Source organism: Bradyrhizobium sp. T-1 (assembly GCF_053592855.1).
Genome location: NZ_CM132115.1, coordinates 5,578,571 through 5,601,876 on the forward strand (window position 1 = coordinate 5,578,571; position 23,306 = coordinate 5,601,876).

At 64.1% G+C, this 23,306-nt stretch carries 22 protein-coding genes; 1 reads left to right on the top strand and 21 read right to left on the bottom strand.

The genetic code is table 11. The features are described 5' to 3' along the window. Positions 1 to 76 precede the first annotated feature (76 nt). From ACWAT4_RS26920 to ACWAT4_RS26960, 9 genes are all read right to left on the bottom strand, one after another. Positions 77 to 1,330 carry an ABC transporter substrate-binding protein gene (locus ACWAT4_RS26920; protein WP_249148870.1) on the bottom strand — a complete coding sequence of 418 codons (1,254 nt, stop codon included), beginning with the start codon at positions 1,328 to 1,330 and terminating at the stop codon, positions 77 to 79. 355 nt (positions 1,331 to 1,685) lie between these two features. Beyond that, positions 1,686 to 2,636 (bottom strand): sugar-binding transcriptional regulator, encoded by a 951-nt coding sequence (locus tag ACWAT4_RS26925; RefSeq protein WP_212300510.1) that lies wholly within the window; start codon positions 2,634 to 2,636, stop codon positions 1,686 to 1,688. Positions 2,637 to 2,642: 6 nt separating this feature from the next. Further along, positions 2,643 to 3,305, bottom strand: coding sequence for an HAD family hydrolase (locus tag ACWAT4_RS26930; protein ID WP_212300509.1), 663 nt, complete (start codon positions 3,303 to 3,305; stop codon positions 2,643 to 2,645). Between the two features lie 80 nt (positions 3,306 to 3,385). Next, positions 3,386 to 5,305, bottom strand: a complete 1,920-nt coding sequence (locus ACWAT4_RS26935; RefSeq protein WP_449728506.1) for a nitric oxide reductase activation protein NorD — start codon at positions 5,303 to 5,305, stop codon at positions 3,386 to 3,388. A gap of 3 nt (positions 5,306 to 5,308) precedes the next feature. Further along, positions 5,309 to 6,118 carry a CbbQ/NirQ/NorQ/GpvN family protein gene (locus tag ACWAT4_RS26940; protein WP_449728507.1) on the bottom strand — a complete coding sequence of 270 codons (810 nt, stop codon included), beginning with the start codon at positions 6,116 to 6,118 and terminating at the stop codon, positions 5,309 to 5,311. Positions 6,119 to 6,181: 63 nt separating this feature from the next. Beyond that, on the bottom strand, positions 6,182 to 7,528 hold the full coding sequence (locus ACWAT4_RS26945) for a cbb3-type cytochrome c oxidase subunit I (protein WP_212300506.1): 1,347 nt from the start codon (positions 7,526 to 7,528) through the stop codon (positions 6,182 to 6,184). 39 nt (positions 7,529 to 7,567) lie between these two features. Continuing rightward, the gene (locus ACWAT4_RS26950) at positions 7,568 to 8,020 is read right to left on the bottom strand and encodes a c-type cytochrome (protein ID WP_212300505.1); all 453 of its coding nucleotides are present in this window, start codon (positions 8,018 to 8,020) and stop codon (positions 7,568 to 7,570) included. A 114-nt stretch (positions 8,021 to 8,134) separates the two neighbouring features. Next, positions 8,135 to 8,395 carry a cytochrome C oxidase subunit IV family protein gene (locus ACWAT4_RS26955; RefSeq protein ID WP_449731269.1) on the bottom strand — a complete coding sequence of 87 codons (261 nt, stop codon included), beginning with the start codon at positions 8,393 to 8,395 and terminating at the stop codon, positions 8,135 to 8,137. Beyond that, on the bottom strand, positions 8,395 to 8,973 hold the full coding sequence (locus ACWAT4_RS26960; protein ID WP_212300504.1) for a cytochrome c oxidase subunit 3 family protein: 579 nt from the start codon (positions 8,971 to 8,973) through the stop codon (positions 8,395 to 8,397). Before ACWAT4_RS26960 ends, ACWAT4_RS26955 begins: the two co-directional genes overlap by 1 nt. Before the next feature lie 174 nt (positions 8,974 to 9,147). Between ACWAT4_RS26960 and ACWAT4_RS26965 the strand changes: the two genes are divergently transcribed. Then, a complete protein-coding gene (locus ACWAT4_RS26965) occupies positions 9,148 to 9,303 on the top strand; it encodes a hypothetical protein (protein WP_167561242.1) in 156 nt (51 codons plus the stop codon). 122 nt (positions 9,304 to 9,425) lie between these two features. Here ACWAT4_RS26965 and mmsB read toward each other — a convergent pair whose 3' ends face one another. The 12 genes from mmsB to ACWAT4_RS27025 form a co-directional block, all read right to left on the bottom strand. Then, positions 9,426 to 10,616, bottom strand: coding sequence for a multiple monosaccharide ABC transporter permease (mmsB, locus tag ACWAT4_RS26970; protein WP_212300503.1), 1,191 nt, complete (start codon positions 10,614 to 10,616; stop codon positions 9,426 to 9,428). Continuing rightward, on the bottom strand, positions 10,613 to 12,190 hold the full coding sequence (gene mmsA, locus ACWAT4_RS26975; protein ID WP_449728508.1) for a multiple monosaccharide ABC transporter ATP-binding protein: 1,578 nt from the start codon (positions 12,188 to 12,190) through the stop codon (positions 10,613 to 10,615). The genes mmsB and mmsA overlap by 4 nt, the downstream gene beginning before the upstream one ends. 83 nt (positions 12,191 to 12,273) lie before the next feature. Next, positions 12,274 to 13,347, bottom strand: a complete 1,074-nt coding sequence (gene chvE, locus ACWAT4_RS26980; RefSeq protein ID WP_212300501.1) for a multiple monosaccharide ABC transporter substrate-binding protein — start codon at positions 13,345 to 13,347, stop codon at positions 12,274 to 12,276. Positions 13,348 to 13,426: 79 nt separating this feature from the next. Next, the gene (locus tag ACWAT4_RS26985; protein WP_449731270.1) at positions 13,427 to 14,305 is read right to left on the bottom strand and encodes an SMP-30/gluconolactonase/LRE family protein; all 879 of its coding nucleotides are present in this window, start codon (positions 14,303 to 14,305) and stop codon (positions 13,427 to 13,429) included. After that, a complete protein-coding gene (locus ACWAT4_RS26990; protein ID WP_449728509.1) occupies positions 14,305 to 15,381 on the bottom strand; it encodes an aldose epimerase family protein in 1,077 nt (358 codons plus the stop codon). Before ACWAT4_RS26990 ends, ACWAT4_RS26985 begins: the two co-directional genes overlap by 1 nt. Before the next feature lie 2 nt (positions 15,382 to 15,383). Next, entirely contained in the window at positions 15,384 to 16,310 is a 927-nt protein-coding gene (locus ACWAT4_RS26995) for a Gfo/Idh/MocA family protein (RefSeq protein WP_449728510.1), read from the bottom strand. Then, the gene (locus ACWAT4_RS27000) at positions 16,307 to 17,074 is read right to left on the bottom strand and encodes a FadR/GntR family transcriptional regulator (protein WP_212426871.1); all 768 of its coding nucleotides are present in this window, start codon (positions 17,072 to 17,074) and stop codon (positions 16,307 to 16,309) included. Before ACWAT4_RS27000 ends, ACWAT4_RS26995 begins: the two co-directional genes overlap by 4 nt. Then, complete coding sequence (gene yjfF, locus ACWAT4_RS27005) at positions 17,071 to 18,051, bottom strand: galactofuranose ABC transporter, permease protein YjfF (protein ID WP_212300497.1); 981 nt, start codon at positions 18,049 to 18,051, stop codon at positions 17,071 to 17,073. Before yjfF ends, ACWAT4_RS27000 begins: the two co-directional genes overlap by 4 nt. Then, entirely contained in the window at positions 18,048 to 19,040 is a 993-nt protein-coding gene (locus ACWAT4_RS27010) for an ABC transporter permease (RefSeq protein WP_212300496.1), read from the bottom strand. Before ACWAT4_RS27010 ends, yjfF begins: the two co-directional genes overlap by 4 nt. After that, positions 19,037 to 20,578 (bottom strand): sugar ABC transporter ATP-binding protein, encoded by a 1,542-nt coding sequence (locus tag ACWAT4_RS27015; protein ID WP_212426870.1) that lies wholly within the window; start codon positions 20,576 to 20,578, stop codon positions 19,037 to 19,039. The genes ACWAT4_RS27010 and ACWAT4_RS27015 overlap by 4 nt, the downstream gene beginning before the upstream one ends. A gap of 119 nt (positions 20,579 to 20,697) precedes the next feature. Beyond that, the gene (gene ytfQ, locus ACWAT4_RS27020; protein WP_212300494.1) at positions 20,698 to 21,663 is read right to left on the bottom strand and encodes a galactofuranose ABC transporter, galactofuranose-binding protein YtfQ; all 966 of its coding nucleotides are present in this window, start codon (positions 21,661 to 21,663) and stop codon (positions 20,698 to 20,700) included. A gap of 406 nt (positions 21,664 to 22,069) precedes the next feature. After that, the gene (locus ACWAT4_RS27025; RefSeq protein WP_449728511.1) at positions 22,070 to 23,242 is read right to left on the bottom strand and encodes a fumarylacetoacetate hydrolase family protein; all 1,173 of its coding nucleotides are present in this window, start codon (positions 23,240 to 23,242) and stop codon (positions 22,070 to 22,072) included. Positions 23,243 to 23,306 lie beyond the last annotated feature (64 nt).

A 23,306-nucleotide genomic window follows, 5' to 3' on the forward strand; every position in this document is an offset into this window, starting at 1 on the left:
CGCTTGGAGGAAGAAGGCGGCCATCCATCCGGGGTTGGAGGATGGCCGCAAGTGTGAGCTCAGGGAGAGCTCGGGTCTACTTGATGTAACCGGCGCGCTTCATTTCGCGTTCGGTCGCCGTTTGCGCGGCGGCGAGCGCCGCATCGACCGTCATCGAGCCCGCAAGCGCTGCGGAGAATTGCTGCCCCACCTGCGTGCCGATGCCCTGGAATTCGGGGATCGCAGCATATTGCACGCCGACGTAAGGCACCGGCTTCACGGTCGGCTTGTTCGGATCGGCCGCGTCGATCGAGGCCAGCGTCATCTTGGCGAAGGGCGCGGCCTTCAGATACTCAGGGTTCTGGTAGAGCGAGGTGCGCGTGCCCGGCGGCACGTTGGCCCAACCCTCCTTCGACGCGACGAGCTTGGTGTAATCCTTGCCGGTTGCCCAGGCGACGAACTTCTCGGCCGCTTCGGTTTTCTTCGAGCCGGCAGGGATCGCAAGACTCCAGGCCCACAGCCAGTTGGCGTTCTTGCCGAGCCCGGTGTTGGGCGCGAGCGCAAAGCCGACCTTGTCGGCGACCTTGGAATCCTTCGGATTGGTGACAAAGGAAGCCGCGACCGTCGCGTCGATCCACATCCCGCACTTGCCGGCGTTGAACAGCGCGAGATTCTCGTTGAAGCCGTTCGAGCTCGCGCCGGGAGGTCCGGCCTCCTTCATCAGATTGACGTAGGTGGTGAGCGTCGTCTTCCATTCCGGTGTGTTGAATTGCGGCTCCCATTTCTCGTCAAACCAGCGCGCGCCGTAAGAATTGGCCATCGCCGAGAGGAACGCCATGTTCTCGCCCCAGCCGGCCTTGCCGCGCAGACAGATGCCGTAGACGCCGGTGCTCTTGTCGGTCACCTTCTTGGCGGCGTCGATGACGAAATCCCAGGTCGGCTTTTCCGGCATCTTCAGGCCGGCCTTGTCGAACAGATCGGTGCGGTACATTACCATCGAGCTCTCGCCGTAGAACGGCGCGGCATAGAGCTTGCCGTCGGCCGAGACCGCATCCCTGATCTTCGGCAGCAGGTCGGCGACGTCGTAATCGGCGCCGAGATTGGCGAGCGGCACCAGCCAGCCCTTCTTGGCCCAGATCGGAACCTCGTAGGTGCCGATGGTCAGCACGTCGAACTGGCCACCTTTGGTGGCGATGTCGGTGGTAACGCGCTGGCGCAGCACGTTCTCCTCGAGCGTCACCCATTTCACCGAAATGTCGGGATTCGCCTTGGTGAATTCGCTGGTCAGGCCCTGCATGCGGATCATGTCGCCGTTGTTGACGGTGGCGATCGTCAGGGTCGTTTCGGCCATCGCGGGGACGGCAAGCAATACGGACGCGCCGCAGACGGCGCCCAGAACGTGTTTCACGGTGACCTCCCTAGCCCGCGCTCTTGAGCATATGCCCACGCGTTGAGCGTATGTTCGGACGAGGCCCAGCGCTTGTCAAGCAGGCTCGCAAGCGTTCCAGCAACTTATGAGTGCTGCGGTGCGGGAGATCGTGCCCCACTCGCGACTGTCATGCTCCGCGAAAGCGGGGCATCCAGGACTCCGTGTCGTCTATTGGTTTGCCCCAAGCTTGGCTGCGGCGTACTGGATCGTTCGCCCCAGTGCGCAGCTGCGCACAAGGCGGACGATGACAGTCGTAGGCGAGGGACGGCCGCCTGCCTCAGCGCTCCAGGATCGCCCGCGCGGTCGTCTCGTCGGTGATCAGGCCGTTGATCAGCGCCCCGTTCAGCGCCGCCGCGATCGCCGGCACCTTGGCCGCGCCGACGGCCGCACCGATCGTCGTGGTCCTCGCCGGCACTTCCGGCGGAATGCTGGTGAGGCGCTTGTTGGTGCCGGCCTTGAGTAGGCGCCCCTTGGAATCATAGGCCCAGCCGGTGATCTCGCCGATGGCGCCCTGCCGCATCATCTCGAACAATTCATCGCGCGTGACGAAGCCGTCGACGTGGATCTGCGCCTTCTGGTCCATCTGCCCGATGCCGACGAGGCGCAAATCGGCCTTGGCAGCCACGGCCTTCACCTTGGCGATCGGCTCGATCCGCACCATCTTGTTGCGCTCGTCCTCCGAAGACATCAGGAACGGCAGCGGCATCGGATAATGCCGCGCGCCGGTGCGGTCGGCGAGCCGGCCGACGGTGTCGTAGAAGCTCGCCGAGCCGTCCGCGGAGATGTTGCCGACCAACGAGACGATCTGATGGTTCGGCCGGTCGATCGGCGTGACGCGCTCGACCGCGGCGCGCACCGCGCGCCCCGTGCCGAGCGCTACGATCACGGGCGTCTCCGAGCGCAGCGTCGCGTCGAGCAGATTGGCGCAACGTTCGGCGATGCCGGCGGTGGCCTGCGGTGCTGCAGGATCGGCCGGGACCACCTCGCAATGGCTAAGGTCAAACCGCTCCTTCAACTGCGCCGCCAGTTCCATGCAGGCGGCGATCGGGTGTTCGAGCCGGAAGGTGATGAGACGCTCGGCAAGGCATAGCGACACCAGCCGCTGCGCCGAGGCGCGCGACACCTGGAGCATCTTTGCGATCTCGTCCTGGGTGTGGCCAGCAATGAAATAGAGCCAGCCGGCACGCGCGGCGTCGTCGAGTCTCGATTTTTCGTTCTCGGCGGCCATGCGGCCTCACGCCCCCCAGAAATCGCTCATCTGCGCGAAGACCCGATCGGCCCCGGCGGCGGACAATATAGCGCGGCCATCGCGGCTACGGTAATGGCCACCTCCGACAAATCCCCAGACCATCATCCCTGCCGCCCTGGCGGCCTGCACGCCGCTGACGCTGTCCTCGATCACCAGGGTGCGCGCAGGTTTGGCGCCCATCTTCTCAGCCGCGTGGAGGAAGAGATCCGGCGCCGGCTTGCCATGCCGGACCATCTGCGCGGTGTAGAGCCGGTCACCGAAATGCCGTGCGAGGCCGGTGACATCAAGTGACAACGAGACGCGGTCGAGGTCGCTCGACGATGCGACGCAGCACGGCGCCTTCAATTCGGACAGCACTGTGTCGACGCCGGGAATCGGCTGGAGCGCTCCGGAAAACGTCTCCAGCACGCGCCCCTTCAGGCGCGGAATGAAATCGTCGGGCAGTACCTGCCCGTGGTCACGATAATGCTGCTCGATCGCCTTCGTACTGCGTCCGAGGAAAAGCTCGAGCGCTTGCACCACACTGAGCTGAAAGCCGAACTCCGCCAGCACATCGGACAGGCAACGACAGCTCAACAGCTCGCTATCGACGAGCACGCCGTCGCAATCAAAGATGATCAGATCGGGTTTTGGCCGGCCCTGGTCCATCCGGTCATTCGATCATATACCCACCTGATGGGCAATAGTTCACAAGGGGCGCGGCCCCCAAGGGATTTTAGCCCGCTCGTTCAATGGGCCACCTGCCGATAGATCGCCGGTAACGCAGCCGGCAGCCGCTGGATATTGCCGACGATGGCGTAGCCGCCGCGGCCGAACAGCGTCGGGAAATAGGACTGCGCGGTGGCATCGACCGTCACGCCGAACACGGCGACGCCGAGCCGGCGCGCTTCCTGCACGGATTTGCGGGTGTCCTCGAGCGCAAAGCGCCCCTCGTAGTGATCGACATCGTTCGGCTTGCCGTCGGTGAGAACGAGCAGCAGCTTCTTGCGCTGCGGCTGGCGGGCAAGCTCAGCCGAGGCATGTCGCACCGCGGCGCCGATCCGGGTGTAATAGCCCGGCTTGAGTGCGCCGATGCGACGCTCCACCGCTCCACCCATCGGCTCACCGAACGCCTTGACCGTCTCGAGCCGCACCCAGTTTCGGCGGCGCGAGGTGAAGGTGAGAATGTTGTGGTGGTCGCCGCAGGCGGAAAGGCCGTGCGCAAGCACGAGCAGCGCCTCCTTCTCGACGTCGAGCACGCGATAGCCATCGACCCAGGCGTCCGTCGAGAGCGAGACGTCGACAAGCAGCGTGACGGCCAGATCATGGCCCTGCGGCCGCATCGCCATGTGGACGCGATCCATGCCTCCATTGCTGCTACCGGCGCGCAAATCGCACCGCGCGCGCACGAGTGCATCGAGATCGAGGTCGTGTCCGTCGGCCTGGGCGCGCAACAATTCATGACGTGGCCGTAACACCTCGAAGCGCCGACGCACCTGGCGAATGCGACGGCGCATGGCATCATCAGGCGTCCAGCTTTCACCTCGCTCGGAAGCCTCCCCCGCGAGCACGCGGCAATGATCGGGCAGATAGGATCCGCTGCGATAATCCCATTCGGGATAGGTCAGATCCGCGTTCAATCGTGACGCATCGAGCGCTTCCGGCGGCAGGTCGAGATCGAATTTGAAGCGGCTCGCCGGCTTGCCGCTACGGCGGCTGAGCGTGATTTCCTCGAGATCGTCGGCGGCTTTCTGCGCGTCCTCGTCGTCGCTGTCGTCGGCCGGGCGGTCGACATTGACCATCTCGGCCATCGCCAGGATCTTCTCGAAACGGTTGAGCACGAAGGGATCGCGGCGGTTGGCGTTGTCTTCACGTTCGCGCACGGCAAAGCGCTTGCGATTGTCCTGGGCCACAGCCTCCGAGCCGGCTGCGCACTCGTCGTCTCCGGAATGCACGGGCGACAGCTCACGCGTCCAGCAATCGCCCCAGAGCGGACACGGCAGAATCGAACGATAGCCCGGTGGCGCCTTGTCCGGCAGCGGGCCTGTACCCATCATCGCCGGCCACAGTCGGCCTGCGGGGGCCTTTCCGGCTCCGAGCAGGGCCAACACGATCTGCTCGACCTCCTGCTCGACGCGCGGCAAGGGGCGTTGCGGCCGGGCTCCTGCGGTTGCCGCGGCGAGTTGCGCATAGTCGGTAACGAGCCCGGGAAATTGCGTGAGCACCCAGACCGCCGTCTCGCTCGCCCGGCGCAGCACAAGAAGATCCCGCCGCAGCGGGTCGTCTTCCGTGATCGCCTCGACCGGCGCGGCGGCAAACCACGCGGCGAGCCAGCGATAGAGCGCGGCGTTCAGCGCGCGGTCGGGGAAAATCGCGATGCGGTCGGGCAGGAAGATGCTTGCGGCGTCGCGGCCCGGCTGCTCGAGACGCTCATCGCCGAGGCCGATGCGTTGCCGCCAGCCGAGCCGGTGGCCCGACTTGCGTGCGCCTGCGCTCGCGATCTGCACGCCTGTCTCACCGCCGAGCGCGCGGAACATGACAGCAATCCGGCCCCTTACCTCGGTGAGCGAGACCGCGTGATCATCGTGAACCGGATAACTCGCGGTGCCGCCGACCATCCGGTGCCAGGCGCGGCCGACCGTCTCCTCCAGTTCGAGGAAGTCGAGCATGGTTCACCCGATCACGGCGTGCGCGACATCCAGCAGCGCCGTCTTGACGTCGGCGTCATCGGTCAAAGGCTCGATCATGCCGGCAAGGACCGCGTCGGCGATTGGCGTACCCGCGGCGATCAGGGTCGCACAATAGACCACGAGCCGGGTCGAGACGCCCTCCTCCAGATCGTGCCCCTTGAGCGCACGCAACCGGCCGGCCAGCATGACCAATGGCCGCACGCGATCCAACGGCAGCCCGCTCTCGGCGGATACCACAGCAATCTCCTGCTCGGCAGGCAGGAAGCCGAACTCAATGGCGACGAAACGCTGCCGCGTCGACGGCTTCAGCGCTTTCAGCAAGGTCTGATAGCCGGGATTGTAGGAGACCACGAGCATGAAGCTCTTGGGCGCAACGAGCTCCTCGCCGGTGCGCTCCAGCGGCAGGATGCGACGGTCGTCGGTGAGCGGATGCAGCACGACGGTGACGTCCTTGCGCGCCTCCACGACTTCGTCGAGATAGCAGATACCGCCCTCGCGCACGGCGCGGGTCAGCGGACCGTCGGTCCATACGGTGTCGCCGCCCCGCAGCAGGTAGCGGCCGGTGAGATCGGCCGCGGTGAGGTCGTCGTGGCAGGCGACGGTGTGAAGCGGCAAGCCCAGCCGCGCGGCCATATGCGCGACGAACCGCGTCTTGCCGCAGCCGGTCGGCCCCTTCAGCAGCACCGGAAGCTGATTCCGCCACGCATGCTCGAACAGCGCGCATTCGTTGCCGCTTGCGACATAGGCCGGGAGCGCGGGCGCCGAGGTCACGGTGTGAAGGGCAGGTTTCATGATGTCTCTCCGGACGTTCCAGGAAGCAGGCGGCCGCGGCGAACCGCGGCCGCCATTTCTTGTTTACTCAGCCGGTTGCAGCGCAGCCGGAATGACCGCCTGCTTCTCGCGGCCGGGCACGAGCACCGCCCAGACGAACATCAGCGCGGAGATGGCGACGAACGCACCGGAGCCGAGCCGGACCCAATAGAACATCGCGAGCTGGTCCTGCACGTCCATATAGCCCTGGCCGAGCACGCGCTGCAGGTGGACCTGGACCACTCCTGCGAAGGTCAGCGCGAACGTCATCACCATCATGGCCGTGCACATAATCCAGAAGCTCGTCATGGACAGCCACTGGTTATAGGGCGCACGCCCCTTGATCTGGGGAATTGCGTACGCCATCACCGACAGGTTCAGCATCACATAGGCGCCGAAGAAAGCGAGATGCCCGTGCGCGGCGGTCACCTGGGTGCCGTGGGTGTAGTAGTTCACCGACGACAGCGTGTGCAGGAAACCCCAGACGCCCGCACCCAGGAACGCCATCACCGAACAGCCGACCGACCACAATAGCGCAGCGCGGTTCGGATGCTTGCGGCCGGCCTTCCAGGTCATCTGCACGGTGAAGATCACCATGGTGAAGAACGGTGCGACCTCAAGCGTGGAGAACAGCGAGCCGATCCACTGCCAGTAGCCGGGTGCGCCGATCCAGTAGAAGTGATGGCCGGTGCCGAGGATGCCGGAGAACAGCGCAAGACCGATGATGACATAGAGCCACTTCTCCACGACTTCGCGGTCGATGCCGTTGAGCTTGATCATCAGATAGGCGAGCACGGAGGCCATGATCAGCTCCCACACGCCTTCGACCCAGAGATGGACGACGTACCACCAGTACATCTTGTCGACCGCGAGATTCGCCGGATTGTAGAAGGCGAACAGGAAGAAGATGGCGACGCCCCACAAACCGAACAGCAGGATGTTGGTCACCGTGGTCTTGCGGCCCTTGAGCGCCGTCATGGTCACGTTGAACAGGAACATCAGGCAGACGACGACGATGCCGACCTTGATGATGAAAGGCTGTTCGAGGAATTCGCGGCCCTCGTGATAGTGGAAGAGATAGCCGACCACCGCCACGCCTGCGGCTCCGAAGAACATCCAGAACTGGATTTTTGCGAGCAGCGGGCTGTACAGCTCCGTCTCGGTCTCCTCCGGCAGCAGATAGTAGGTCGCGCCCATGAAGCCGATCAACGACCACACGATCAGCGCGTTGGTGTGAATCATCCTGACGATGTTGAACGGCAGCAGCACCGACAACGTGTTGGGCAGGACGTAGATGGTCCCGGCGAGCAGGCCGAACAGGACCTGGGCCATGAACAAGGTCAGCGCGCCGTAGAAGTACAGCATCGCGACTTTCTGGGTCTGATATTTCATCTCGGGTTCTCTCTGTCTTGAAAGAAGAAAGCAGCGCGCTCAGCCGGCCTGGTTCGGCGGCCAGCTCTGACGCTTGATCGTGCTGGTCCATTGTAGGAAGTCGGCGAGATCATTGAGCTCCTGGTCGGTGAGGTTGAACTGCGGCATCTGCCGCCGGCCCGGCGCGCCCGAGGGCTGCGATTGCATCCAGGCCTTCAGCGTCTCGCGTGCAGCGGCCGGATCCTCCTTGCCACCCCAACGATCCCAGACGTTGCCGACTTCAGGCGCGAAATAAGCGCCCTCGCCCAGCAGCGTGTGACAGTTGATGCAGGAGTTGCGCTCCCAGACATGCTTGCCACGGGCGACCGACGACGTCAGCGTCGTCGCGTCCGTGGAGGTCGTGGCCATGTAGTAATGGCTGTGCGCCGTCAGTCCGATGAAGATGGCGAAGAAGAAGGCCGAGCCGCCGTAGAAGACGTTTCGAGCCGCCGACTTGGTCAGGCGTTCAGCCATTGCCAGTCCTTTCCGTTTGAGCCGTGGAGAAATACGATGCTGTGATTTATTGCCGATTGGCGTGGGGCGCTCTTTGACGAAGCGCAAGGAAAGCGACGATGCGCAGCGCCGCCGTCAAACCAGCGCGACGATCGCGGATGCGAGCCAGGCGAACAGCACGACGACGAGAACCCAGGCGCTGACGAGACCGCGCCAGAGCGCCGGTGCCGCGCGAAGATCGAGGAAGTCGAGCACGATACGGCGGCCCTTGAGCGCAGCGAAGGTCAGCAGAAGAGCATTCCCGAGCAATGGACGTGCGACGAGAGGTGGAACCAGAAGGGTTGCGAGTGCGAGGCCGATCAGCGCGATCCAGGTAATATCGATGCGATCCGGAATCACTGCTGCACCAGATAAATGATCGGGAACATGACGACCCACAGCAGATCGACCATGTGCCAGAAGGCGGCTCCCGTCTCCACACCGGTCACGTTGGCACCCCGGGAAACTACCGCCAAAATCACGATGCCGAGGCCGACATGCAGAAGATGGAAGCCGGTCAGGAGAAAATACAGCGTGAAGAACGGGCTGGTCTCGAGACCATTTCCTAGAGCGATCTCGCCGGCATATTCGAACAGCTTGATCGCGATGAAGAGAGTGCCGAGCGCCATCGCTCCGAACAGCCAACGGCGCGCAGTCTGCCTTTGGGAAGCGCGCGCGGAGGCCGTGGCGCGCGCCGCGGCCCAGCCGCTGGTCACCAGAACAAGAGTGTTGAGCCCGGCAAGATGCGAATCAAGAGTAGCCTGCCCTGACGCGAACACCGCGGGATGGATCGCCCGGGCAACCATGAAGGCGCCAAGAAACAGGCCGAAGGCGGCGAGCTCGCTGAAGATCAGCACCCAGATCATGGGATCTCCGGGAAGATCTTCCAAGATGCCCCAGCCGGTCTCTCCTTGCTCGCAATCCGTCGCCGACATCTGATTCCCGCATCAAGACGCCGAATCGATATCTCACCGGCGCGGTTCCGACTTTGTCGCCGCACAAATAGTGCAACCGGACAGAGCGGCGTTTGCGCTAACGCAACGTCCCGCGGGCCTCTCCGCAATACCGTGGATCAATTCCAACGGCTCCAGACAACGGCAAATGACGACATGAGCGAAGCACAACTCGGGCTGATGACTGCCACGCCAATCATCATCGTCTTCGCCATCGCGCTGCGGCGCATGGGCGTGCTGTCGACAGTAGCGACCGTATCAGCGGTCAGCCTCTCCGTCGCCATCGCGACGGTGCTGTTCACGACCCAGTAATTCGTAGGGGGCAAAGCGACCGCCGCAAGCGGACGCGTGCCCACCATCTCTATCATGATCGTGGAAACAAGGTGGGCACGGCGCTTCGCGCCTTTGCCCATCTTACGGCACTGCCGATGCGGCTAGCGCCGCTGATTGTACACGTCGATGCACACCGCGCCGAGCAGCACCAAGCCCTTGATGACCTGCTGATAGTCGATGCCGATGCCGAGGATGGACATGCCGTTGTTCATTACGCCCATGATCATGGCGCCGACCACGGCGCCGCCGACGCGCCCGACGCCGCCATAGGCCGAGGCGCCGCCAATGAAGCAGGCCGCGATGACGTCAAGCTCGAAGCCGAGACCCGCCTTCGGGGTTGCGGTATTGAGGCGCGCGGCAAAGACGAGACCCGCGAGCGCGGCGAGCACGCCCATGTTGACGAACGTGAAGAAGGTCAGCCGTTCGGTCTTGATGCCCGACAAGCCCGCCGCCTTGGCGTTGCCGCCAACGGCATAGATCTGCCGGCCGATCACGGTGCGGCGGGTGACGAAGCCGTAGAGCGCGATCAGGGCGCTCATGATCACCAGCACATTCGGCAGGCCGCGATAAGTCGCGATCAGATAGGTGAAGTAGAGCACAGCACAGGCAAGCACGACGCTCTTGCCGAGGAAGAACGCGTAGGGCTCAACCTCGATGCCGTGCGACACCTCACGCGCGCGGCCTCTGGCGCTGGCATAGACCAGCCCCAGCGCCAGCACCGCGCCGATCAGCATGGACGTCGGATGTAGCGTGCCGGATTCGGGCAACAGCTCCGGAATGAAGCCCGACGATAGCTTCTGGAACGTCGATGGGAACGGCCCGAGCGACTGGCCCTGCAACACTGCGAGCGCTAGGCCCTTGAACACGAGCATGCCGGCCAGCGTCACGATGAAGGACGGAATCTTGAAATAAGCGACCCAATAGCCCTGCGCAGCGCCGATGGCCGCGCCGACCGCGAGGCAGGCGATGAAGGCGAGCGTGTAATCGACCTTGTAGGTCACCATGAGGAGAGCCGCGACGGCGCCCACGAAGCCCGCGACCGACCCGACGGAGAGGTCGATATGGCCGGTGACGATCACCAGCAGCATGCCCAGCGCCATGATGACGATGTAGCTGTTCTGGAGCACCAGATTGGTCAGATTGAGCGGCTGCAGCAGCGTGCCGCCGGTCATGACCTGGAAGAACAGCATGATCGCGATCAGCGACATCAGCATGCCGTAGTTGCGCAGATTGTTCTTGATGAAGCTGCCGTGCCGGCGCTCCTCGGGCAGCGACACCGTCTTGTCGGTCATGGCTGCGATCCTCCCATCTCCGCGGCCTCACCCGCGCCGTTTCCGTTGCTTCGTTCGTTGCGCATGATGGCGCGCATGATCTTTTCCTGTGTCGCCTCAGCGCCCGGGAACTCGCCCACGAAGGCGCCGTCGTTCATGACGCAGATGCGGTCGCAGATACCGAGCAGTTCGGGCATCTCCGAGGAGATCACCACCACACCGCGGCCGGCCTCCGCAAGCTCGTTGATGATACAGTAAATCTCGTATTTGGCACCGACATCGATGCCCCTTGTCGGCTCATCCAGGATCAGGACCTTGGGGTCGGTCATCAGCCATTTCGACAGCACGACCTTCTGCTGGTTCCCGCCGGAGAGCTGGCCGGTCTCCTGATAGACGTCGGAACAGCGGATGCGCATGCGGTTGCGGTAGTCGCTGGCGACCTTCAGCTCGGCAATGTCGTCGATCACCCGCCCCGGCGCAACCTGGTCGAGGCTTGCCAGGGTAATGTTCTTGCGGACGTCGTCGGCCAGGATCAGGCCAAGCTGCTTGCGGTCCTCGGTGACATAGGCAAGGCCGGCATCGATCGCGGCCGCGACGCTCGGCAGAGCGATCTCATGGCCCTCCAGGGCGATGCGGCCACTGATATTGGTGCCCCAGGACCGGCCGAACAGGCTCATGGCGAATTCGGTACGGCCGGCGCCCATCAGTCCGGCGATGCCGACGACCTCGCCGCGCTTGACGCCGAAATTGACGTTCTTGATCACCTGCCGCTCGGGATGGATAGGGTGATAGACCGACCAGTTCGTGACCTCGAGCACGGATCCGCCAATCTTCGCGGTGCGCTCGGGGAAGCGATGGGCGAGATCGCGGTTGACCATGCTGCGGATGATGCGGTCTTCCTGGATCGGTTCGGCGCGGCAGTCGATGCCGTCGACGGTGCGGCCGTCGCGCAGCACGGTGATGTGGTCGGCGACACGGGCGACCTCGTTGAGCTTGTGCGAGATCAGGATCGAGCCGATGCCCTGCTCGCGGAACGCCATCAGCCGTTCCAGCAAGGCGGCGCTGTCGGCCTCGTTCAGGCTCGCGGTCGGCTCGTCCAGGATCAGCATCCGGACTCGCTTCGAGAGCGCCTTGGCAATCTCGACCAGCTGCTGCTTGCCGACGCCGATATCGGTAATCAGCGTATCCGGCGATTCCTTCAGGCCGACCTGCGCCAGCAGTTCGCGGGTGCGCCGATAGACCTCATCGCGATCGATCACGCCGAATTTTGACGGCGGGTGCGACAGAAAGATGTTCTCCGCGATCGACATCAGCGGGATCAGCGCCAGTTCCTGGTGGATGATGATGATGCCCAGCGCCTCGGAATCGTTGATGTCGCGGAAGCGGCGCTCCTCGCCATCAAAAACAATGGTGCCCTCGTAGCTGCCTGCAGGGTAGACGCCGCTCAGCACCTTCATCAGCGTCGACTTGCCGGCGCCGTTCTCGCCGACCAGGGCGTGAATCTGACCGGCCTCGACTGAAAAATTGACGTCGCGCAGCGCCTGCACACCGGCAAAGCTCTTGCTGACGTTGCGCATCTCGAGCATGGCGGTCATCGTCGTTACGTCCTCTAGTGCCCGTGTGGGAACCCCGACCCTCCCCCCGCAAGAACGGGGAGAGGGAAAGGATAGAGAGAGTCCTACTGGAACTGCGACTTCTTGTAATAGCCGCTCTCAACCAGGACCTTCTCCCAATTGTCCTTGTACACCACAACCGGCTTCAGGAGGTAGGACGGCACGGTCTTGGCGCCGTTCTCGTAGGTCTTGGTGTCGTTGACGGTGACCTGCTTGCCGGCAAGCGCAGCGTCGACCATGTCGGCGGTCACCTTGGCGAGATCGCGGGTGTCCTTGAAAATGGTCGAGTACTGATCGCCGCGCAGCATGGCCTTGATCGAGGGCACTTCTGCGTCCTGACCGGAGATGATCGGCATCGGCTGGTCGGCGCTGCCGTAGCCCACGCCCTTCAGCGAGGAGATGATGCCGATCGAGAGGCCGTCATAGGGCGACAGCACCGCGTTGACCTTCTTGTTGCCGTAGTAGGCGCTGAGCAGGTTGTCCATGCGGGCCTGGGCGGTGGCGCCGTCCCAGCGCAAGGTCGCGACCTTGTCCATACCCATCTGGCCGGAGACGACGACGAGCTTGCCGCTGTCGATATACGGCTTCAGCACGCTCATCGCGCCGTTGTAGAAGAAATAGGCATTGTTGTCGTCGGGCGAACCGCCGAACAGCTCGATGTTGAACGGACCCTTGCCCTCCTTCAGGCCAAGCCCCTTCTCGATCGATTCCGCCTGCAGCACGCCGACCTGGAAATTGTCGAAGGTCGCGTAATAGTCGACGTTCGGCGTGCCGCGAATCAGGCGGTCATAGGCGATCACGGTGATGCCTTTTGCTTTCGCCTGCTTGAGCACGTCGGACAGCGTGGTGCCGTCGATCGCGGCGATCACCAGCGCCTTCGCGCCCTTGGTCACCATGTTCTCGACCTGCGAGAGCTGGTTAGGAATGTCGTCCTCGGCATATTGCAGGTCGGTGTTGTAGCCGCGATCCTTCAGCACCTTCACCATGTTGTTGCCGTCGTCGATCCAGCGCGCCGAGGATTTCGTCGGCATCGCGATGCCGACAGTGGCCTTCTCCTGCGCGGAGGCGGCGACTCCCGTAGCCATCGTTGCGGCACCGGCCAGCGCCAATGCGAGAAATGTCGTCTTCAATTTCAACATGCTTCACTCCCTTTGGGTGTCAGACTGTTTCTTCGTGTCGTCGAGTACAGAGGTAGAGTAGAGGTCGGTTTCGGATCTCCTATGCAAGCTTGACATCAGGCTCCGCACGCCCACGTGCGGATGCCTCCAACAGAAAAGTGCAGCCGGCCTGCGGATCGGCGGCACGCGCCTCAGCGTCCATATCCTGCCAGGCAGAAGTAACGAGCAGGCGCGACAGATCCGGGCCGACAAAAGCCGGGCAGCTCGCCTGCCTGGCCGGCACGCGCAACGAGCGCACGCGCTCGCCTTGCGGAGAATAGACATCGACCCGGCCGGCGCCCCAGCAGGCGTTCCAGATCCGCCCGTCGGCATCGCACACCGAACCGTCGAGCCCGCCAATGCCGGTATGGCGCAACAGCACCTCGGGCTCGCCGCGCGGCAGGCCGGTGGCCGGATTGAGCGGCACCGCATAGAGCACGGCGCACGCGGTGTCGGTGAAATAGCCTGTCGCGGCATCCGGCGAGAAACAGATCGAGTTGGGAATGCTGATGCCGGGAAATAACGTCGAAATCTTGCCGCGGTGGAGCGCGTAGATCGCCCCCAGCCCCCGCTCGGCCTTTCGCCCCATGGTGCCGATCCAGAACGTGCCGGATTGATGCACGCGGCAATCATTGGAACGTGTGGCCGGATTATCCGCTTCGAGCGGGCAGAATAGCGTCATTGCGCCATCGGCGACTGTGCGGATGTAACAACCGTCCTCCGCGACGACCAACTGGCGCTCGGCATCGATCCGCCCGAGCGCGCTCGCCATCCGCCCGAGCGTGTGGATGCGGATCGCGCCGCTGCCGAGATGCGCCTCGAACAGGCGCGCTTCGCGAATGTCAAACCACCAGGCGGTGTCGGTCGAGACGTCATAGGTCGGGCCTTCGCCGAGGTGACATTGCTCGGTGGAGAGAACGGAGGTCGGCACCACTTCCATCATAGCGCCCTCGCAGCGAAGCGATAGACGGTGTGATGGCGATAAATTCCGCCCGGATCGAGGCGCGGGCTCGGAAAGTCCGGCCGGTTCGGCGCGTCCGGCCAGATGTGCGGCTCCAGGCATATGGCGTCCGACTGCCGGATCAGCTTGCCGCCCTTCCCCGAAATCGTGCCGTCAAGATAATTGCCGGAATAGACCTGAAGGCCGGGCTGATTGGTGAACAGCTCCATGATCCGGCCCGAGCGCGGCGCCTCCAGCCGGGCCGCAAGCGCGAGCTTACCGTCCCGCGCGAGGCAATAGGTGTGATCGTAGCCCCTGCCGTTGTGCAATTGCTGATCGCCTTCGCGGATGCGCGCACCGACGGCATGGGCCTCGCGGAAGTCGAACGGCGTGCCGGCCACCGCACGCGGCGGTTCAGGCAGCGGAATGGCGGTGGGGTCGATGGCCAGGAAATGCTCGGCCGCGACCGTCAGCTTGTGGTCGAGGGTGGGCGTGCCGGACGTGGCGCCTTCCAGATTGAAGAAACTGTGGTTGGTCAGGTTGACGATGGTCGGACGATCGGTCCGCGCCTCCATCGTCAGCGACAGCTCGGCCGGGCCGGTGACGCGGTAGGTCAGACGGACCTCGAGCTTGCCGGGATAATTCTCCTCACCATGCGGACTCGTGTAAGTCAGCGTGACTGCGGGCTTGGCACCGTCGTCGATCTCGGCAATGTCCCAGAGCTTGCGATCGAAGCCGTCGAGCCCGCCATGCAGCGCATTCGGACCATTGTTGACGGGGAGCTGGAAGGTCTCGCCATCAAGCGAGAACTGCCCGTTGGCGATGCGGTTGGCGTAGCGGCCGACAGTCGCACCAAAGAACTTCCGTTCGGCGAGATAGCCGGCAAAGCTGTCATGGCCGAGCACGACGTCGTCGCAACTCCCCTTGGCGTCCGGTGCGACCAGCGCCTGGATCACCGCGCCATGGGTGATGATACGGGCCTCAAACCCGCCCTCCCCGCGCAGCGCGATACGCTCGACATCGCGTCCGTCAGGCAGCGTTCCGAAAACGTCTTTCGTTATTGTAGAGCCGACCATGTCTAGTCCACAAACGGTTCGACGATGTTGCGCTTACCGAGCAGGAAAGCGTCGGCGACAAGACGAAGCGGCGCTAGGTCGACATCGCTCGCGCCGGTCGCCGCGAGCTTGACGAAGCGCCGGTACAGCTCGCGATATTCCTCATCGGGCGCGTCCGCAACAACCTTGCCGTCGACCTCCATGATCCGGCCACCTTTGGACAATGTCATCCGCCCCCCGTCGGTTTCGACGAGAATATCCCAGCTCTGCGGCCCGGTCTGGCGAAAGTCAAATTCTGCTGTGACCGGCAGGCCGTCGATATCGGTCAAGGTCAATTTGGCGGCGATCGGCGACTGGCAATTGGCCGGAAATGCCAATTCCGCCGCCGTGACGAACACCTGACGCGGCAAGATGCGGGTCAGGATCGAGAGCGCGTTGATGCCGGGATCGAACACGCCGAGCCCGCCCGGTTCCCATATCCAGGCCTGACCGGGATGCCAGACGCGGACGTCTTCCTTCCAGTTGATGTGCACCGACTTGATCCGGCGCGTCGCCAGCCATGCGCGGGCCGGCTCGACTGCCGGTGCATGGCGTGAATGCCAGGTTGCAAATAGAGTGCGCTTTGCATCGGCCGCCATCGCTGCCAGGGGATCGAGCTCGGCCACGCCGATGCCGGGCGGCTTCTCCAGCATGACGTGCTTGCCGGCGGCGAGCGCCGCAACGGCCTGGGAACGCCGTACCTGCGGCGGCGTGCAGAGCGACACCGCATCGATCTCCGGGCCCTTCTCCAGCAATTCCTCGATGGTCGCAAAATGTGGCAGGCCCGGCAGCGACGCGTTGCGGCTGGCGACGGCGGCGAGCACCGCGCCCGGCGTCGCGGCGATCGCGCCGACATGCTGGTCGCGCGCGATCTTGCCGAAGCCGACGATGGCGATACGAAGGGCTGTCACGAACTTTCTCCAAATTCTGTAGGTGCCGCCGGCGCTGCTTCGGCCGCCATTCCCTTGTGGCGGCGCATGCCGTTGTTGATGACGAAGGCCATGGCCTCGGCCGCTGCGTCGGCATCACCGGCAGCGATCGAATCGGCGATCTTCTGGTGCCAGAGCAAAGTCGTTTCGCGGTCTTCCGACCCGGCCGGCGCACTGATCATGAAAGCCGTGCGCAAGGCGGCCTCGATCACGTGACCGATGGAGCGCATGAACGGATTGCCGGACGCTCGCGCCACCGCAAGGTGCACAGCGAGGTCGGCTTCGGCAAAGTCGGCGGATTCGGACGCCTCGCGCCGCATGCGGTCCATGCCGCGCTGAAGCTCGGCGATGTCCTCATCCGAACGGCGCTTGGCAGCGAGCGCCGCCGCACGCGGCTCGACCGCAAGTCGTATCTCTGCGAGGTCGTTGAGAAAGCGCCTGTCGATGCCGGCGTCGAGATGCCAGGCCAGCACGTCGGCGTCGAACATGTTCCAGGCAGCACGCTCGCGCACGACGGTGCCGACCCGCGCCTTGGTGGTCAAAAGCCCCTTGGCGACCAGCGTCTTCACGCTCTCGCGCAGCACCGGTCGCGACACGCCGAACGTCGCCGTCAGCTCGGCATCGCCCGGCAGCCGTGCCCCTTCCGCATAGCGGCCTGCGATGATGTCGACGCCGATCGAGCGGGACACTTCCGCATGGTTGGAATGGGCCCGACGTGTCGGGATGACGACGATCCGCGAGGTCATGAGACAGCTCCCGCGCGCTTCGCCACCGGCCGTCGCGCCAGCGCGACCAGCCCTTGTTGCAGGGCGATGAAGGCGAACAGCAAGACGCCGGTCGCGATCTTGGTCCACCAGCTCGACAGCGTGCCGTCGAAATTGATGTAGGTCTGGATCAGGCCCTGGATCAGCACGCCCAGGAAGGTACCGATCACCGAGCCCTGCCCGCCCGTGAGCAGCGTGCCGCCGATCACGACGGCGGCGATACTATCGAGCTCGACGCCGACGGCGGAGAGCGAATAGCCGGCGCTGGTGTAAAACGAGAACACGATGCCGGCGATGCCCGCGAGCAGGCTCGACAGCATGTAGATCTTCACCGTCATCTTGCCGACGGCGACACCCATCAGGCTCGCGGTCGCCCGGCTGCCGCCGAGCGCATAGACATTGGCGCCAAACCGGGTGAGTTGCAGCAGCAACGCACCGCCGATCACGATGACGAGCATGATGATGGCGATCGCGGTCAGCCTCCCGCCGCCGGGCATGCGCAGCGCAAAATCGGACACGGTCGAATAGACCGGCGCGGTGATCGGCACCGATTCCGTCGAGAGCAGGAAGCCGGCGCCGCGCGCGAGGAACATGCCGGCGAGCGTGACGATGAAAGGCGGCAGGTCGAAGACGTGGATGACGGCGCCCATCGCGGCGCCAAAAGCCGCCGATAGCGCGAGGATGGCGACGAAGGCGACCAGAGGCGGCACGCCCCAACGCTCGATGGCCAGCGCGACGAACACGGTTGTGAAGCCGATCACCGAGCCGACCGACAGATCAATGCCGCCGGAGATGATGACGAAGGTCATGCCGGTTGCGACGATGCCGAGGAACGCGTTGTCGGTCAGCAGGTTGCCGACCACGCGGGTGGATGCAATGTTGGGAAATTGCATGGCGCACAGCGCGAAGCCGGCGACCAGAACGATGGCCGTGATCAGGACCGGCGGCAGGCCTTTCATGGTTTCGTCCTCCGCAGCCGCGCCATGATTCCGGCAAAGCCGGATAGTTTCGGCGACTGCAGCAGCAGCACCGCAAGCACCACCACGGCCTTGACCAGCAGGTTGAACTCCGGCGGATAGCCTGACAGCAAAATGCCGGTGTTCATGGTCTGGATGATCAACGCACCGAGCACGGCGAGCACCAGGCTGAAGCGCCCGCCGAACAACGAGGTGCCGCCGATCACCACCGCAAGGATGGCGTCGAGCTCGAGCCAGAGGCCGGAATTGTTGGCATCCGCCCCCATGATGTCGGCCGCGGCGATCACGCCGGCGAGCGCGGCGCAGACACCGCACCAGACATAGACCGCCAATATCATCGCGCGCGTGCCGACGCCGGCAAGCTCGCTTGCCCGCGCATTGCCACCGGTCGCCTCGATCAGGAGCCCAAGCGCCGAGCCACGCACGACGGCGCCGGTCAGGATCAGCATGCCGAGCGCAATCGCAACCGGCACCGGCACGCCGAGAATGGCACCGTTACCGAGCCAGACCAGGTCCGGCGAGGTGAAGGTCACGATGCGCCCCTCCGTGATGAGCTGGGCGATGCCCCGCCCCGCCACCATCAGGATCAGCGTCGCCACGATCGGCTGCATGCCGAGAACGGCGACGAGGAAGCCGTTCCACAACCCACAGACAAGCCCCGCGCCGAGCGCGGCCGCCAGCACCACCGGAAGGCCGTGGCTGTCGGCGAGGCTCGCGGCAATCGCGCCGCAGATCGCCATCACCGCGCCGACTGAGAGATCGATGCCGCGCGTCGCGATCACCAGCACCATGCCGAGTGACAGCAGCGCCACCGGTGTGCCGCGGTTGAGCACATCGATCATGCTACCGAACAGCCGGCCGTCCTGGAGGCGCAGGTCGAAGAATTGCGGCGACACCACGCGGTCGACCGCGAGGATGACGATCAAAGCAAGGATCTGGGCCAGGCCGCGGCGCGGCAACAGCGCTGTCATGCCCGTGCCTCTTGCATCGCTGCACCATCGGCGGCGATGGCCGCGAGAATGTTGGTGACGTCGATCGCTTCGCCCGCGAGCTCCTCGACATGAGCGCGGTCGCGGAGCACGACCACCCGATCGGAATAGGTCACGATCTCATCGAGCTCCGAAGAGATCACGAGCAAAGCCAACCCGTCGTCGCAGAGCTCGCGGATCAGGCGAATGATTTCGGCATGTGCACCGACGTCGATGCCACGGGTCGGCTCGTCCAGCACCAGCAGCCGCGGCGAGGTCGCGAGCCAGCGCGCCAGCAGCACTTTTTGCTGATTGCCGCCGGACAGCAGCCCGACTGGCCGCTCCGGATCGGGCGGACGGATGTCGAGCATCTTGATGTAACGGCTTGCAAGCTCGTCCTGCTCGCGGCGCGACAGCGGCCGATGCAGTCCGCGCTTGGCCTGAAGTGCCAGCACGATATTCTCGCGCACGGTGAGCTCGGCAACGATGCCGTCGGTCTTGCGCTCCTCTGGACAATAGCCAAAGCCGTGGCGCACGCCGTCACGCGGCGATTGGAGCCGCACGGATGCGCCCTCCACCTTCGCCTGCCCGCCATCGGCACGCTCCGCGCCGAACACCAGCCGCGCCGTCTCGGTGCGACCCGAGCCGAGCAATCCGGCGAGGCCGACGACCTCGCCATGGCGCAGCTCGAGATTGAACGGCGCGACATAGCCGGCCTTGCCGTAATTCTCGAAACTGGCGCAGACCTCGCGCGCCCTGGGCTCGCTTGCCGCCGCCCGCGCGCTGGTGGTCTCGGCCAGCTCGCGCCCGAGCATCATCCGGATCAGTTCGAGCCGCGGCAGCGAGGCGATCTCGCGCTCGCCGACCAGACGGCCATTGCGCAAGACCGTGATGCGGTCGGAGATCTCGTAGACCTGGTCGAGGAAATGGCTGACGAAGACGATGCCGATGCCGCGCTTGGCAAGCTGGCGCATGATGCCGAAGAGGATCTCGACCTCGTGACGGTCGAGGCTCGCGGTCGGCTCGTCCAGAATCAGCACGCGAGCGGACAGGTCGACGGCGCGCGCGATCGCGGTAACGTGCTGTATCGCCACCGAATAATTGCCGAGCGGCGCGGCAACGTCGATATCGAGACCGAACTCCGTGAGCAGCGCCTTGGCGCGGCGGCGCATCTCGCCTTCGCGCACGATGCCGAAGCGCATCGGCTGGCGATCGAGGAACAGGTTTTGTGCCACCGACAGGTTCGGCAGCAGATTGACCTCCTGGTAGACGGTGGCAATGCCGGCCTGCAGCGCCGCCTTGGCCGAGCGCGGCTCGACCTCCTCGCCGCCCAGACGGACAACACCGGCATCGCGCGGGAACACGCCGGTGACGACCTTGATCAGCGTCGACTTGCCGGCGCCGTTCTCGCCAAGCAGCGCATGGATCTCGCCGGCGCGAAGCGTGAAGTCGACTTCCTGCAACGCGCGCACTGCACCGAAGCTCTTGCTGATCCCGCGCACCTCCAGCAGGAAAGGAGCAGGATCAAGGCCGTTCTCCATGACAACGTCACTCCCACCGGTGCCCGCTTATGACGCGGACACCCAGCCTATTCGTTCGCGCGGCGGATTCGAAGGGGAAATCGCCGGACCACAGCAAGCGGTCCGGCGATGCGCCCGCCTCAGTAACCTAGGCCCTTCTTGCTGTCGTAGATCTTCTGCGGATCGTCGGCAGCGGTGTAGAGCTTGGATTCGGTCTGGATCCATTTCGGCGGAACGGTACCCTTGCTCTTGAAGGCCGCGACGGCATCGAAAGCCGGACCCGCCATGTTCGGCGTCAGCTCGACCGTCGCATTGGCCTCGCCCGCCGCCATCGCCTTGAAGATATCGGGAACCGCGTCGATGGAGACCGTGAGGATGTCCTTGCCCGGCTTGAGGCCGGCTTCCTTCATCGCCTGGATCGCACCGACCATCATGTCGTCGTTGTGCGCATAGACCGCGCAGATCGTCTTGCCGCCGCCTTCGGCCTTGATGAAGCTCTCCATCACTTCCTTGCCCTTGGCGCGGGTGAAGTCACCGGTCTGGCTGCGCACCACCTTCAGATTGGCGTGCTTGGCGACGGCTGTATCAAAGCCTTTCTTGCGGTTGGCGGCGACGCTGGCGCCGACCGTGCCTTGCAATTCGACGATGTTGCAGGCCTTGTCGCCGACGGTCTTGGCCAGCCAGTCGCCGGCAACTTCGCCTTCGTGCACGCTGTCTGACGTCACTGCGGTGAGATAGAGGTCTTTGCCCGACGGGTCGATGTCGCGATCGAGCAGCACCACCGGGATCTTGGCTTCCTTGGCTTCCTTCAGCACGGCATCCCAGCCGGTCGAGACGACAGGCGCGAGGAAGATCGCATCGACATTCTGCGCAATGAAGGAGCGGATCGCCTTGATCTGGTTCTCCTGCTTCTGCTGCGCGTCGGCGATCTTGAGATTGACCTTACGCTTGGCGGCTTCCTGCTTGGAGACCGAAGTTTCGGCTGCGCGCCAGCCGGATTCCGATCCGATCTGCGAGAAACCGATCGTCAGCTCGGCGGCATTGGCCGGGAGCGAGAGCAGCAAGGCGGCCGTGGCACTGGCCGCAAAAAGGGCTTTGAGGATCATCAGGCGTGTCTCCCAAGATGTTATCCGGGGCGCCGATTGGTATCATCGCACCCTCAGGCCGGCCTTTTGGGCGGCGGGAGGGACTATTTCACGGAAGTTCTGGGCTGTATAGTCATATTATTTGACTATTCAGACGAAAAATCGGGGCACGTAGGGCGTCCGCGCAAACGGCACGTATAGATAGATAGTATTATCATATCCAATTTTTAGATGAATTTTTTTTTGCGGATGCCAACGACCGCCAAGCGCAGGCGCGCTCCCTCGCCCCGCTATTCGCGGGAAGAGCGTTGGGGTGAGAGGGCTCTGTCGACAGAGACGATGACAACGGGACTCGCGGAAAGTCCACCTCACCCGCTACGCCTCGGGTGCAGGCATCTCTTCGTACGAGGCGAGGGGCGAAGAAAAACTAGATCAGCTTTCGCTGCGCCAGGTTCTTCATCAGCGCGCCGATGCCGAACGTCCAGGGCTCGCACTCGTCACTGGTGCGCATACGGTTGACGAGCTTGCCCAGCTGAGGTGCGGCGATCGTGACGATGTCGTCGCGCTTGTGGGTGAACCCCTGCCCCGGCGCATCGCGATCCTTCACGGGTGCGAACATCGTGCCGAGAAACAGCACAAAACCGTCGGGGTATTGATGCACTTTCCCGATCGTCTGCGCCACAAGATCGGTTGGATCGCGGCTGATCATGCTGATCGAGGAATGACCGTCGAGAACAAAACCATCGGCGCCCTTCACGTTCAGGCTGATATCGAGTTTGCGCGCGTCGTCGAGCGTGAAGGTTTCGTCGAACAACCGCAGCAGCGGTCCGATCGCGCATGACGCATTGTTGTCCTTGGCTTTCGACAACAGCAGCGCCGAGCGCCCCTCGAAGTCGCGCAAGTTGACGTCGTTTCCGAGCGCGCCGCCGACGATATTGCCGCGGCTCGACACGAATAGCACGAGCTCAGGCTCGGGGTTGTTCCAGGTCGACTTCGGATGCAGGCCGGCGTCCATGCCAGTGCCGACCGAAGACAAGGTCGGCGCCTTGGTGAAGACCTCGGCGTCGGGCCCGATACCGACCTCGAGATACTGGCTCCAGGCATTCTGGTCGATCAGCACCTGCTTCAGATGCATCGCCTGATCCGAACCCGGCTTGAGCTTTGACAGGTCGTCGCCAATCAGACGCGTGACTTCCTTTCGGATCGCTTCGGCCGACGCCGGATTGCCCTTGGCCCGCTCTTCGATCACGCGTTCCAGCATCGAGATCGCGAAGGTGACGCCCGCAGCCTTCAGGGTCTGGAGATCGACGGGTGCCAGCAGCCATGGCTTCTCGGAATCACGCCCATCCGGCGCCGTATTGGCGACGATGGCCTCGAGATCGCCGATACGCTCGCCCTTGGTCGAGCCAAGCGCCTTGGCCGGATTGTCCTCTTCGCAAAGCGCGCTGACGGTCGGAAACTTTGCGGTGACATCGAAGACGCCTTCAGCGCGCACGGCGACGACGGCCGGACCGTTCGCCTGCGGCAGCCAGACCCGGCCGACCAGCGTCCCCTTCGTTCCATCTTCGGGGAGAAGGTCCTTCACGGTCAGTGTCGTCATGGCGGCGTCCTCGCTTGTTCTCGGATCGGCCGCTTGGCGAGGCCGATCCCATTGGCGAAGACCA

Bases quoted from the DNA above. Each gene is read 5' to 3' on its own strand.
- ACWAT4_RS26920 (WP_249148870.1), bottom strand. From the start codon at position 1,330: ATGGCCGAAACGACCCTGACGATCGCCACCGTCAACAACGGCGACATG.
- ACWAT4_RS26925 (WP_212300510.1), bottom strand. From the start codon at position 2,636: ATGGCCGCCGAGAACGAAAAATCGAGACTCGACGACGCCGCGCGTGCC.
- ACWAT4_RS26930 (WP_212300509.1), bottom strand. From the start codon at position 3,305: ATGGACCAGGGCCGGCCAAAACCCGATCTGATCATCTTTGATTGCGAC.
- ACWAT4_RS26935 (WP_449728506.1), bottom strand. From the start codon at position 5,305: ATGCTCGACTTCCTCGAACTGGAGGAGACGGTCGGCCGCGCCTGGCAC.
- ACWAT4_RS26940 (WP_449728507.1), bottom strand. From the start codon at position 6,118: ATGAAACCTGCCCTTCACACCGTGACCTCGGCGCCCGCGCTCCCGGCC.
- ACWAT4_RS26945 (WP_212300506.1), bottom strand. From the start codon at position 7,528: ATGAAATATCAGACCCAGAAAGTCGCGATGCTGTACTTCTACGGCGCG.
- ACWAT4_RS26950 (WP_212300505.1), bottom strand. From the start codon at position 8,020: ATGGCTGAACGCCTGACCAAGTCGGCGGCTCGAAACGTCTTCTACGGC.
- ACWAT4_RS26960 (WP_212300504.1), bottom strand. From the start codon at position 8,973: ATGTCGGCGACGGATTGCGAGCAAGGAGAGACCGGCTGGGGCATCTTG.
- ACWAT4_RS26965 (WP_167561242.1), top strand. From the start codon at position 9,148: ATGAGCGAAGCACAACTCGGGCTGATGACTGCCACGCCAATCATCATC.
- mmsB (WP_212300503.1), bottom strand. From the start codon at position 10,616: ATGACCGACAAGACGGTGTCGCTGCCCGAGGAGCGCCGGCACGGCAGC.
- mmsA (WP_449728508.1), bottom strand. From the start codon at position 12,190: ATGACCGCCATGCTCGAGATGCGCAACGTCAGCAAGAGCTTTGCCGGT.
- chvE (WP_212300501.1), bottom strand. From the start codon at position 13,347: ATGTTGAAATTGAAGACGACATTTCTCGCATTGGCGCTGGCCGGTGCC.
- ACWAT4_RS26985 (WP_449731270.1), bottom strand. From the start codon at position 14,305: ATGGAAGTGGTGCCGACCTCCGTTCTCTCCACCGAGCAATGTCACCTC.
- ACWAT4_RS26990 (WP_449728509.1), bottom strand. From the start codon at position 15,381: ATGGTCGGCTCTACAATAACGAAAGACGTTTTCGGAACGCTGCCTGAC.
- ACWAT4_RS27000 (WP_212426871.1), bottom strand. From the start codon at position 17,074: ATGACCTCGCGGATCGTCGTCATCCCGACACGTCGGGCCCATTCCAAC.
- yjfF (WP_212300497.1), bottom strand. From the start codon at position 18,051: ATGAAAGGCCTGCCGCCGGTCCTGATCACGGCCATCGTTCTGGTCGCC.
- ACWAT4_RS27010 (WP_212300496.1), bottom strand. From the start codon at position 19,040: ATGACAGCGCTGTTGCCGCGCCGCGGCCTGGCCCAGATCCTTGCTTTG.
- ACWAT4_RS27015 (WP_212426870.1), bottom strand. From the start codon at position 20,578: ATGGAGAACGGCCTTGATCCTGCTCCTTTCCTGCTGGAGGTGCGCGGG.
- ytfQ (WP_212300494.1), bottom strand. From the start codon at position 21,663: ATGATCCTCAAAGCCCTTTTTGCGGCCAGTGCCACGGCCGCCTTGCTG.
- ACWAT4_RS27025 (WP_449728511.1), bottom strand. From the start codon at position 23,242: ATGACGACACTGACCGTGAAGGACCTTCTCCCCGAAGATGGAACGAAG.